10 protein-coding genes are annotated in these 11,748 nt (G+C 61.4%); 2 read left to right on the plus strand and 8 right to left on the minus strand.

Translation table 11 applies throughout. The features are described 5' to 3' along the window. Positions 1-283: 283 nt before the first annotated feature. The 8 genes from ACTQ1E_RS05925 to rpmE form a co-directional block, all read right to left on the minus strand. Positions 284-1,225 (minus strand): transketolase family protein, encoded by a 942-nt coding sequence (locus ACTQ1E_RS05925; protein WP_427793358.1) that lies wholly within the window; start codon positions 1,223-1,225, stop codon positions 284-286. Between the two features lies 1 nt (position 1,226). Next, positions 1,227-2,057: a transketolase gene (locus ACTQ1E_RS05930; protein WP_154516003.1), complete on the minus strand. Its 831-nt coding sequence runs from the start codon at positions 2,055-2,057 to the stop codon at positions 1,227-1,229. A 207-nt stretch (positions 2,058-2,264) separates the two neighbouring features. Beyond that, entirely contained in the window at positions 2,265-3,155 is an 891-nt protein-coding gene (locus ACTQ1E_RS05935) for a YitT family protein (protein ID WP_427717738.1), read from the minus strand. A 162-nt stretch (positions 3,156-3,317) separates the two neighbouring features. Further along, positions 3,318-4,466, minus strand: a complete 1,149-nt coding sequence (gene prfB, locus ACTQ1E_RS05940; protein WP_441565280.1) for a peptide chain release factor 2 — start codon at positions 4,464-4,466, stop codon at positions 3,318-3,320. Then, complete coding sequence (gene secA / locus ACTQ1E_RS05945; protein ID WP_441048321.1) at positions 4,466-7,273, minus strand: preprotein translocase subunit SecA; 2,808 nt, start codon at positions 7,271-7,273, stop codon at positions 4,466-4,468. The genes prfB and secA overlap by 1 nt, the downstream gene beginning before the upstream one ends. 155 nt (positions 7,274-7,428) lie before the next feature. Beyond that, entirely contained in the window at positions 7,429-7,701 is a 273-nt protein-coding gene (locus ACTQ1E_RS05950) for a hypothetical protein (RefSeq protein WP_427794657.1), read from the minus strand. After that, the gene (locus ACTQ1E_RS05955) at positions 7,688-8,791 is read right to left on the minus strand and encodes a hypothetical protein (RefSeq protein ID WP_441067550.1); all 1,104 of its coding nucleotides are present in this window, start codon (positions 8,789-8,791) and stop codon (positions 7,688-7,690) included. The genes ACTQ1E_RS05950 and ACTQ1E_RS05955 overlap by 14 nt, the downstream gene beginning before the upstream one ends. Before the next feature lie 191 nt (positions 8,792-8,982). Beyond that, positions 8,983-9,408 (minus strand): 50S ribosomal protein L31, encoded by a 426-nt coding sequence (rpmE, locus tag ACTQ1E_RS05960; RefSeq protein WP_154516018.1) that lies wholly within the window; start codon positions 9,406-9,408, stop codon positions 8,983-8,985. A gap of 349 nt (positions 9,409-9,757) precedes the next feature. On the opposite strand from rpmE, the gene ACTQ1E_RS05965 reads away from it, so the two are divergent. Together ACTQ1E_RS05965 and ACTQ1E_RS05970 are read left to right on the plus strand one after the other, a co-directional pair. After that, entirely contained in the window at positions 9,758-10,045 is a 288-nt protein-coding gene (locus ACTQ1E_RS05965) for an ACT domain-containing protein (RefSeq protein WP_006235289.1), read from the plus strand. 74 nt (positions 10,046-10,119) lie between these two features. Next, positions 10,120-11,538 (plus strand): citrate synthase, encoded by a 1,419-nt coding sequence (locus ACTQ1E_RS05970; protein ID WP_441565282.1) that lies wholly within the window; start codon positions 10,120-10,122, stop codon positions 11,536-11,538. Positions 11,539-11,748 lie beyond the last annotated feature (210 nt).

Raw genomic sequence — 11,748 nt, forward strand, 5'->3', positions numbered from 1 at the left:
CATAAAACCTGCTTATCTTGCTCCTGCGGAGCTCCAGATAAGCAGGTTTCGCGCTGCGGATTGTTTTCAAAGCGGGCCCCGTCCGGAGGCTTTCGCCAACATCACCGTTGGAGGCGTCAGGCTGAGTTGCACTCTGCTGGCCTGGGCCCGCTTCCCGGAGGAAGCCCTTGCTTGGTGCGGGCCCGATTTGTTTGTTGCCGAAAAAACAGGGGCGCCCTCTTTGGGGGCGCCCCTGTTCTGGCTTGCTTACGGTTGCTAAAGCGATACTTTGCCTCGTCTTGCCCTAGGCCAAGAACTCCTTGGTGGTTGCCACGATGTTGGCGGCATCCAGGCCGTACTTGTGCAGGAGCTCGGCGCCCGGACCGGACTCGCCAAAGGTATCGTTGACGCCAATCTTCTTGAGCGGCGTCGGGCACTGCTCGCAGAGCACGTCGGCAACGGCGCTGCCCAGGCCGCCGATCACGGAGTGCTCCTCGACGGTCACGACGTGGCCGGTCTTGGCGGCGCTCTTGACGATCAGATCGGCGTCGATGGGCTTAATGGTGTGCATGTTGATGACCTCGGCGTCGATGCCCTCGGCAGCGAGCTGCTCGGCAGCCTCGAGAGCCTCGCCAACCATCAGGCCGCAGGCGATGATGGTCACATCGGCGCCCTCACGCATGACGATGCCGCGGCCCAGCTCGAACTTGTAGGTCTCGGGGTCGTTGATGACCGGCGAGGCCAAACGGGCAAAGCGCATGTACACGGGGCCGTCGCACTCGTAGGCGGCGCGGACCACGGCGCGGGCCTCCACGTCGTCGGCCGGGACAATCACGGTCATGCCAGGGATAACACGCATAAGGGCGATATCCTCGCAGCACTGGTGCGTGGCACCGTCCTCGCCCACCGAAATACCGGCGTGCGTGGCGCCGATCTTGACGTTGAGGTGCGGATAGCCGATGGAGTTACGGACCTGCTCAAAAGCGCGGCCGGCGGCAAACATGGCAAAGGTGCTCGCGAAGGCGGTACGACCGGTGGTCGCGATACCGGCGGCGACACCCATCAGGTTGCTCTCGGCAATGCCCACGTCAAAGAAGCGGTCGGGGCAGGCGGCCTTAAACTTACCGGTCTGCGTGGCGGCGGCCAGGTCGGCGTCGAGGACCACAAAGTCGTCGTGCTCGGCAGCGAGCTCAACGAGGGCCTCGCCGTAGCTTACACGCGTGGCGATTTTCTTGACGTCTGCCATCCTAGAGCTCCTCTCCGGCGGCCGTGAGCTCTGCCATGGCCTGCTCAAACTGTTCATCGTTGGGGGCCTTGCCGTGCCAACCAACCTGGTTTTCCATAAAGGAAACGCCCTTGCCCTTCATGGTCTCGGCGATAATGGCGGTAGGCTGACCCTTGGTGGCGCGAGCCTCGGCAAAGGCGGCGCGAATCTGACCGAAGTCGTTGCCGTCGGCGAGCTCCACCACGTGGAACTTAAAGGCGCGGAACTTGTCGGCGAGCGGCATGGGATCGTTGACCTCCTCGACGGGACCGTCAATCTGCAGGCCGTTGTGGTCAACGATCACGCAGAGGTTGTCGAGCTGCTGATTGCCGGCAAACATGGCGGCCTCCCAGACCTGGCCCTCCTCGCTCTCGCCGTCGCCCAGCAGGGCGTACGTGCGGTAAGTATCGCCCCAGTGCTTGGCGGCGACGGCCATGCCCACGGCGGCGGAGATGCCCTGGCCCAGCGAGCCGGTGGACATGTCGACGCCCGGGGTGTCGTTCATGTTGGGGTGGCCCTGCAGGTGGCTGCCGATATGGCGCAGCGTCTCGAGGTCCTCCTTGGGGAAGAATCCGCGCTCGGCGAGCACGGCGTACAGACCCGGAGCGCAATGGCCCTTGGAGAGCACAAAGCGGTCGCGGTCGGCCTTGCGAGGATCGGCCGGGTCGACATTCATTTCCTCAAAGTACAGATAAGTCATGATGTCGGCAGAGCCGAGCGAACCGCCCGGATGGCCGGACTTGGCAGCGTGCACGCCGGTGACGATGCCCTTCCTTACCTCGTTGGCAACCTTTTTGAGCTCTTCGTCGCTCATTGTGCCTTCCTTTCATCCTCTTTAGACAAGATGCGCACGGCGCAGAAGGTAATCCCAACCCTGCCACAATGCACGTGCGCCATTCATTATGCTGGAAACTGAAGGCTTTACCAGAGTTTTTATCATTATTTGAATAATTTAGCTGGCAGACCCGCTGATGAATCGGTTTATCAATGTGAACGTCTTTTGGATGGAGCGCAGTCTGCCCTACGCGTTAATGTCCTTGAACCCCTCGCCGAAGGCTTCCGTAACGTCGGCAACCGTCACGATAGCTTGAGGATCGCGCTCGCGCACGATGGTCTTGAGTGTATTGAGCTCGCGGCGGCTAACGATCACCATAATCACCGGCTTCTCAGCGCCCGAATACATGCCGGTCGCCTTAAATTTAGTGCAGCCGCGACCCAGGCCATACATGATATCGGCCGCGATATCGGGGAAATTCTCCGAGATGATGAGCACCATACGGCGCTTGTTGCCGCCATCGACCACAGCGTCGATCACATAGCCGCTAATTACCATCGAAAGCCCTGCATACAGCGCGTTCTCCAGAGAGAAAACGGGGGCCGATGCCGCGCATACGGCGACATCGATCGCCATGACGGTCGAACCCACCGGCAGCGAGGTATTACGCGAGATAATCTGGCCGATGGTGTCGGAGCCGCCGGTGTTGGCGCCGGCGCGTAACACCATGCCGTAACCAATGCCCGTGATAATGCCGCCCCACATAGCGGGAAGCATCAGGTCTGCATCTGCCAGAGGCGCTACAAACGGGGCAAACAGGTCGGTAAAGAAGCCCAGTAGTACAAAGCCTGTCGCCGTCTGTACCACATAGAACATGCCGCCCTCGCGCATTACGACCAGCAACAGCAAGGCGTTCATCACGATGGTTTGGATACCGACGGGCAGCGACACGCCCCGCGCGGCACCGACCGCCTGGATAATAGTCGCAAGGCCCGTAACGCCACCGGCGGCAAGACCGTTGGGAATCAAAAACAGGTCGGTCGCGATGGCCGCCAAAGCGCACCCAAGCATAATCTGGGGCAGATCGTGGAAGAAGTTCATTGAAAGAATGCGCTTAATATCCAGACGATATGCCATGCTACCTCCCTCAAAAAAGCGCACCCCATTGGGTGCGCATTGAACTTCTTACCGTATTCGATTCTACCGATTCGCCGAGGAAAAACCACCCCGCGGCGGGTTTGCTCTGGATATAAAACCGCCTGTCCAGAGTTTAGTGTCGGTCCGTGACTCACCCGGGGCTTAAGCGGACGGAGACTCCGCATCAGCATTGCCGGTAGCCCAACGATGGTAGCCGATCACAAACGGATCCAAGTTGCCATCGTCGAGAACGGCGTCGACGTTGCTGGTCTCCACGCCCGAGCGCAGGTCCTTGACCATCTGATACGGATAGAGCACGTAGCTGCGGATCTGGTTGCCAAAGCCAATCGTAGTCTTGGGACCGCGGATCTCGTCGAGCGCCTCGGCGCGCTTCTCGAGCTCAATCTCGTACAGGCGGGCCTTGAGAATCTGCATACACGCGGCCTTGTTCTGAATCTGGCTGCGCTCATTTTGGCAGGTCACTACAATGCCGCTGGGAAAATGCGTCACGCGCACGGCGGAGTCGGTGGTGTTGACGCCCTGGCCGCCCGGGCCGCTTGCGTGGTACACGTCGACGCGGATATCGTCGGGGTTGATCTCGATATCGATATCGTCGGGCAGCACCGGAATGACCTCGACGCCGGCAAACGTAGTCTGTCGACGCTTCTTGTCATCGGTGGGGCTAATGCGCACCAAACGGTGAACGCCGGCCTCGGCACGAAGCATACCGAAGGCATCCTTGCCCTCAACGGTAAAGGTCGCGCGATCAATGCCAATGACCTCGGCAGCAGGGCAATCGTTGATTGTGACCTTCCAGCCGCGGCGTTGGCAGTACTTCATGTACATCTTAAAGAGCATGAAGGTCCAGTCCTGCGCCTCCAAGCCGCCCTGTCCGGGCTTGATGGTCACAATCGCGTCACCGTGATCGAACTCGCCGGTAAACCAGCTCGAAAGTTCGAGCTCATCGATGGCGCGCGCCAGACGATCAGCCGTGGCGGCAGCCTCCTCACGCAGTGCAGCGGCATCGGGGTCATCGCCCATTTCCTCGGCAAGTTCCAGCGCCGCGCGGGCATCGGAGAGCTCGCCGCGCGCGGTATCCACGGCGGCGATATCCTCCTTGGCGCGCGCAATCTCTTCCATCGTGGCGCGAGCGGCATCGGCGTCGTCCCAAAAGCCGGGAGCGACGCTCTTGGCCTCAAGCTCGGTCACGTGGGTGCGCTTCTCGTCCAAATGGAGATACGACTCAACCTCGCCGAGCCGGTCCGCAAACGCGTCCAGCTCGGCGGGCGTTACCTCTAAAGCCTCGGCCATTAACGATTCCTGCCGTGGCAGTACTTGAACTTCTTGCCGCTGCCGCAAGGGCACGGTTCGTTGCGACCCACGTTGACATACGGGTCGTCGCTCTCGGACTTGCGGTAGGTGGTCACCTTAGCGCCGTTGTTGACAGCTGCCGGTCCGCCCTGGACGGCCGTGCGAGCCTGTGCCCGTGCCTCCTTGCGCAGGACCGAGTTGCCGTTGTCGCCATCGACGTCGGCGGGGCCGGAGAAGCGCGCACCCTCGAGCGCGGGGTCCTCCTTGCGCTCCACAGCCTGCGGGGCGGCCTTGATCTCGATGCGCAGGACGGTGCGCAGGTAATCCTCGTACATGGTGTCAACGAGCATCTGGAAGGCACCATAGGCCTCAGTCTTGTACTCGACCAGCGGGTCGCGCTGACCAAAGCCGCGCAGTCCGATACCGGTCTTGAGATAGTCCATCTCCTGCAGGTAGTTCATCCAGCGGGTATCGATGACGCGCAGCATGACCTGAGTATTGAGCTCGCGCATGAGGTCCTCGCCCAGGCGCTCGGCCTTCATGTTGTAGCACTTCTCGACGTAGGCTAGGACATCGGCAGCCAGGGCCTCGTAATCCTCGTCGGGGAACTTGGGCGTATCGATATGGCCGGTCAGCTCCACAACCCACTTGCGCAGGCCATCGAGGTCACGCTCGCCGTCGTGGCTGTCCTTAGCGCAAAACTCCTGCACGCAGCGGTACACGGTGTCGTGCATGACCTCGGTGATGTGGTCGGTCAGGTCCTTACCGTCCAGAATCTTGTTGCGCTCGGCGTAGATAACCTGGCGCTGCTTGTTCATCACGTCGTCGTACTCAAGAACGCTCTTGCGCATGGAGAAGTTGATGCTCTCGACCTTGTGCTGGGCGCTCTCGACGGCCTTGGAGATGATCTTGTGCTGGATGGGCATGTCGTCGCCCATTTCTGCCGTGACCATCATCTTGGAGACGCGGTCCATCTTGTCGCCACCGAACAGGCGCATCAGATCGTCCTCGAGCGACAGGTAGAACTGGGTCTCGCCCGGATCGCCCTGACGGCCAGAACGGCCACGCAGCTGATTGTCGATACGGCGGGACTCATGGCGCTCGGTGCCGATGACGGTCAGACCGCCGGCCGCAAGCACGCGCTCGCGCTCGGCCTTGCAGGTCTCCTTGGCCTCGGCGTTAAACTGCTCGAGCTGCTCGGGCGTCACGTCCTCCATGGTCAGGCCCTCGTACTCCAGGCGCTCGCGCACCAGCTCGTCGGGGTTGCCGCCCAGCAAGATGTCCGTACCACGACCGGCCATGTTGGTGGCGATGGTCACGGCGCCGTAACGACCGGCCTGGGCAACGATATGAGCCTCGCGCTCGTGGTGCTTTGCGTTGAGGACCTCGTGTGCGATGCCGCGTTTGGTAAGGGCTGCCGACAGCTTCTCGGAACTCTCGATGGAGACGGTACCGACCAGGACCGGCTGGCCCTTGGCGTGACGCTGCTCGACATCATTGGCAACGGCGTTGTACTTGGCCTGGATGGTGCGGTAGACCAGGTCCTCGTGATCGACACGCTGCACGGGCTTGTTGGAGGGGATGACCTCGACGGGCAGCTTGTAGATCTCGCGGAACTCGGCGTCCTCGGTAAGCGCCGTACCGGTCATGCCGGAGAGCTTGTCATACAGACGGAAGTAGTTCTGCAGGGTGATGGTAGCCAGCGTCTGGTTTTCCTCGCGCACGAGCACGCCCTCTTTGGCCTCGATAGCCTGATGCAGGCCCTCGGAGTAGCGACGGCCCTCCATGATGCGGCCGGTGAACTCATCGACAATCTTGACCTCGCCGTTGGTAACGACGTACTGCTTGTCGCGGTGGAACATGTATTGGGCCTTCAACGCCTGCTGCAGGTGGTTGACCAGCTGGCCCGAAAGGTCGGCGTAGATGTCCTCGATACCCAGGCGGCGCTCGATCTTCTTGAGGCCGCGCTCGGTGGCGGCAATGGTGTGCTTGGCCTCGTCCATGACGTAGTCGCCCGTGGGCTCCACGTCCTCGGTGGCGGTGAGCATATCGTGCGACACGTCCTCGCCGCGCTCCAGACCGCGCACGGCGCGCGCGAAGTCCTTGTAGGTGCTGGCCGACTTGGTGCCGGCGCCCGAGATGATCAGCGGGGTCCTGGCCTCGTCGATCAGGATGGAGTCGACCTCGTCGACGATGGCGTAGCTGTGGCCGCGCTGGACGCGCTGCTCGGGGCGGGTGACCATGTTGTCGCGCAGGTAGTCAAAGCCAAACTCGGAGTTGGTGCCGTAGGTGACATCGGCCTGGTAGGCCGGGCGCTTAAGCTCGAGCGGCATGTTGTTCTGCAGCAGGCCGACGGTCATGCCCAAATACTTGTAGATGCGGCCCATCCACTCGGAGTCGCGCTTTGCCAGGTAGTCGTTGACGGTAACGACATGCACGCCCTTGCCGGCGATGGCGTTAAGATAGCCGGCCAGGGTGGAGACGAGCGTCTTGCCTTCGCCGGTCTTCATCTCGGCGATATGACCCTCGTGCAGCGCCATGGCGCCGATGAGCTGTACGTCAAAGTGACGCATGCCCGTGATGCGCTTTGAAGCCTCGCGCACGGTGGCAAAGGCCTCGGGGAGCATGTCGTCAAGCGACTCGCCGTTAGCATAACGCTCGCGGAATTTATCGGTCTGGCCGCGAAGCTCCTCCTCGGTCATCTTCTCAAACTGAGGCTCAAGCCCGTTGATCTGGTCAACGATCTTGTAGTAGCGCTTAAGGTCCTTATCGGATCCAAAGGACAGCAGCTTTGACATGAATCCCATGTGGTTTTCCTTTTTTGGCCATCGCCCGTAGCGCACTGCACTGGGCGAGTTAAACACAGATAGTTGTACTTTAGCCAAACGGGGCGCACGCTATACGCTCGACCTCATCCCCCACGTAATAACTACGACCGACCTGCCAAAAAGGGCGTTTTATTTTAGTGGCTACGGCCCAGATAGGCGCCGATAACTTTGCGCTGCTCGGCGCTCGCCCGATAGTAGACGCGAAGCTCGCCTTCGGCATTCAAATCAAAGCGCGCCTCGTCAATCAGGCCATTCTTGTGCGCGGTCATGAGCGCCTCCTGCATGCGCGGCCTTGCAAAGGCGGCAAACGATGCGTACTCGGCCGCGAGATCGGCCATCACATCGTCGACGCAAGCCTCGTCATGGCAAACAAAATAATCGAGCATGGCATAGTTAAGCGGAAGCATCCCGATCACCGTCCTTTTTAACCATGTCGAGGGGATTCACGGCGATCAGGCAAATGCCGACGAGGTTGACGACGGCCGCCACCCATGCGACGGACGGAAGCGCGTAGCCGTCAAAGCCCAAGACCAGGCCGACGATAATCCACGTAAACAGCGGCGCTGTAAAGGTATAGGTGCCGTTGATGGCCATGCCCAGCGCCGTGCCGCACATGGAGTTGGCGCGATACCAGCTCATAAACGAAAAGTAGGCGGCAAAACCGGAGCAGGCGAAAAACACGACGGAGGATTTGTCGGTGAGCGCTTGGGCGACAAGGACGTAACTCTGACCAAGGGGCTCTCCGCATGCCAAGGTTAGGGCCGGCAGTACCAAGCACAGGTTGCCGACGCCCGAGACAAGCTGACGGATGTTGATGGCGATCTGAGGATCGATCATGCAGGTGGCGCGGCCGCCCACGCATCCCTCGACGCCCCAGCACAGGGCGGCTAACAGCGCCAGGCCCAGGCCGAGCGCCATGCCGGAAGATGCCTGCCCGCTCAGGCCGGCGCTACCGATCATGGCGCCGGCGACCACGCAGACAACGATGCCGGTGACGACACGGGGGCTAAGCGGCTGTCGGTAGAGCACGCGGGCGAGCACCGCACCGATCGCGGGGTTGAGCGCGGCGATGGGCACGGCAAGCGTGCCTGCCTGCGAAAGCGCGATAACGTAGGCGGCAGAAGCGATGGGCCCGCCAATGAAGGCGGCGGCGATAACGATGACGCCGGGCTTTGAGGCGATGCAGCGGCCTAGGTCGGCGAGTTTGCCCTGACCGGCAGTGAAAAACGTGGCCCAGACGGCACTCAACACGTCATTGACGCCCGAGGCGATCGTGGGCAAGATGAATACCGCCAAAAGGCCGGAGGGAGCAAATGCATCGAACCAACCGGCCCAAACGCCAAAGAGCTGACCGGCGGTAACAAAGGCCGTGTACAGCGCATACATGCAGCTCGAAAGCGCCGCGACAGCGATACCCTTCCTAAAATAGGCAGCATCGAGCGCACGCTTCTTTGCCACCGCGAGCTCGCGATTGCCCAAGGACGTCGATGTGTCCACGTAGCCTCCTATCGGTTACCTGCCAAAAAGGGACAGGTTTATTTTGGCAGGTTTTATCTGGGCAAACGAAAAATCCCCACCGTTCGGTGCAAAGAGGACGTGCTACTTTGCGTCGATAAGAAAAGGGCCGTGCACCCAATTGGATGCACGGCCCTTTTGCCATGAATGCGAGCGATTCCTCGGCGAGCTATTTACTCAGCAGCCTCGGTGGTCTCGGCCTCGGCAGCGGCCTCCTCGACGGGAGCCTCTGCGGGAGCCTCGGCGGCCTGCTTGGCAGCCTCCTCGGCAAACTTAGCGGCACGCTTGGCCTTCTCGGCAGCCTTAGCCTCAGCGGCGGCCTTGCGAGCGGCCTCGGCCTCAGCAGCCTTGGCGGCCTTGGCAGCCTTGGCCTCCTCGGCCTTCTTGAGCTGGGCGGCAGCGGCGCCACCGAACTTGTCGGCGAAGCGCTGGACGCGTCCACCGGTGTCGACGAACTTCTGCTGGCCGGTGTAGAACGGGTGGCACTCGTTGCAAAGCTCGACCCTCATCTCGGACACGGTAGCGTGCGTCTTGAAGGTGTTGCCGCAGGAGCACGTCACCGTGCACTCGACATACTGGGGATGGATACCCTGCTTCATGGTAGGACTCCTTATTGGTCAGGCGCTGGTTACCGATCAGCGCATAAGGCGTCTTGGTTTCCGACCAAGACAACAAACTCGGCTATGTTACCACGGCGTCGAGCGTCCCACAAAAGGTTCACGGTCTTTACGCCGGAGTGCACAGGCGAATCTGCCCGATCGCGGCGCCAACAGAGCCGCCCGAGCTGTCCAGGGTGCCAAAAATACACCCTACGAGACAAGCGCTCCATGTTGCAGACGTGTAACGCCGCAGCAAAGGTGCCCCTTTTTGCACGGGACAGGTACAATGATGAACACTGTACCGTAGCGGAGCGCCGCCGCGCGCCGCTAACACGCGAAAGGGTTTCCCATGGCCGAGATCTCGTCCTCCCGTATCGTCATCACCGTCCTTGGCAAGAACCGCCCCGGCATTGTCGCCGGCGTCACCCGCGTCCTGGGCGAAGCCAATGTCGACATCCGCGACATTACGCAGTCCATTATCGAGGACATCTTCACCATGACCATGCTGGCCGACACCGCCGAGTCCAAGCTCGACTTCGCCGAGCTGCAGAAGGCCCTGGCCGAGGCCGGCGAGCTTTCGGGCGTCAACGTGTCCATCCAGCGCGAGGACGTCTTTAACTTTATGTACCGCCTGTAGCGAACAGGCTGCGTGACGACGGCCCAACGTGCGCCCAGGCGCAACGTCGCCACATGGCCCGGAGAGGAGCGCGCATGGCCTACGACGCCAAGAAAATCTATTACCGCTTCGACGACCACCTGAGCCGCCTGGTCTTGGACTACGAAGCAAGCCGCCAGATTTCGCCCGAAAGCGAAAATCTATACTACGGCATGCCCACCGAGCCTTATGACGAGGGCCTGTTTGTCGAGCACAATGTTAAGCGCGGTCTTCGCAATGCCGACGGATCGGGCGTGGTCGCGGGCCTCACCCGTATCTCGGACGTGCACGGCTACAACAAGGTCGACGAAAAGGCTGTGCCCGATCAGGGTAAGCTCACGCTTCGTGGCTACAGCATCGAAGATCTGGTCAACAATGCCCAGGCCGAGAACCGCTACGGCTACGAAGAAGTCGCCTACCTGCTCATCACGGGCTCGCTGCCCAACAAGGATGAGCTCGACGGCTTTTGCGGGCGTCTGGGCGCGTTTAGGCACCTGAGCGACGAGTACGTTAAGGAATTCCCGATGACCACGGTGTCGTCGAGCATCATGAACGTGCTTCAGCGCGCCGTGCTGCTGCTCTATGCCTTCGACGCCGAGCCCGACGTGATCACCCCCGAGCACGAGATCGATGTTGCCATCTCCATGCTCGCCCGTCTGCCCCGTATTGCCGCCTTCGCGCACATGGCTTCGGTCGCCAAGCGTCGCGGCTCCGAGGTGCATGTGCCGCACCCCACGCCCGGCCTGTCCACGGCCGAGACCATTTTGCAGGTGCTGCGCGGCGGCATGGCGTTTACCCGCGACGAGGCGATGCTGCTCGACGTGATGCTTATGCTCCATGCCGAGCACGGCGGCGGCAACAATTCCACGTTCGCCTGCCGCGTACTGTCGTCGTCGGCCACCGACCCGTATTCGGCCTACGCCGCGGCCATCGGCTCGCTCAAGGGCCCACGCCACGGCGGCGCCAACGCCAAGGTCGTATCCATGCACGAGGACATTCGCGCGCACGTTTCCAACTGGGAAGACGACGACGAGGTCGCTTCCTATCTGGGCAAGATCTTGGACAAGCAGGCCTTCGACGGCACGGGGCTCATCTACGGTATGGGACATGCCGTCTACACGCTCAGCGACCCGCGCGCCGAGGTCTGCCGCCACTACGCGCGCACGCTGGCCGCCAAGAAGGACCTGGGCGAGGAGTTCGCGCTCATCGAGCGTATTGAGCGCCTAGCGCCGCAGGTGATGCGGGACCACGGCATGACCAAACCCATCTGTGCCAACATCGACCTGTATACAGGCTTTATTTACAAGATGCTCGGCGTGCCCGAGACGCTCTTTACGCCGCTGTTCGCCGTCGCGCGCATGGCAGGCTGGTCGGCGCACCGCATGGAAGAGCTCTTCTGCGCGCATCGTATTATTCGCCCGGCATACCGTCCGGTAATCGAGCCACTGGAGTACAAGCCGCTCGCCGACCGTTAGGACGCGCACCGTTATAGAACACGAGCGTGGCCAGGGCATCACCGCCCTCGGCCACGCTTTTTATGCCAGCAGAAAGGGCTGCATCGAATGATTGTTTTTGGCTCTTCGGTGGTTTCTGTGGGAGAGATTCCGGCATAGGCCCAGCTCAGCGGGCGAAAACAACGATCTGGAACTGAAACGGCCCCGGGAGGGGCCGTTTCCGCGTCATCC

The organism is Collinsella sp. LCP21S3_C7 (genome assembly GCF_052118485.1).
In the GTDB taxonomy this organism is placed as follows: Bacteria; Actinomycetota; Coriobacteriia; order Coriobacteriales; family Coriobacteriaceae; genus Collinsella.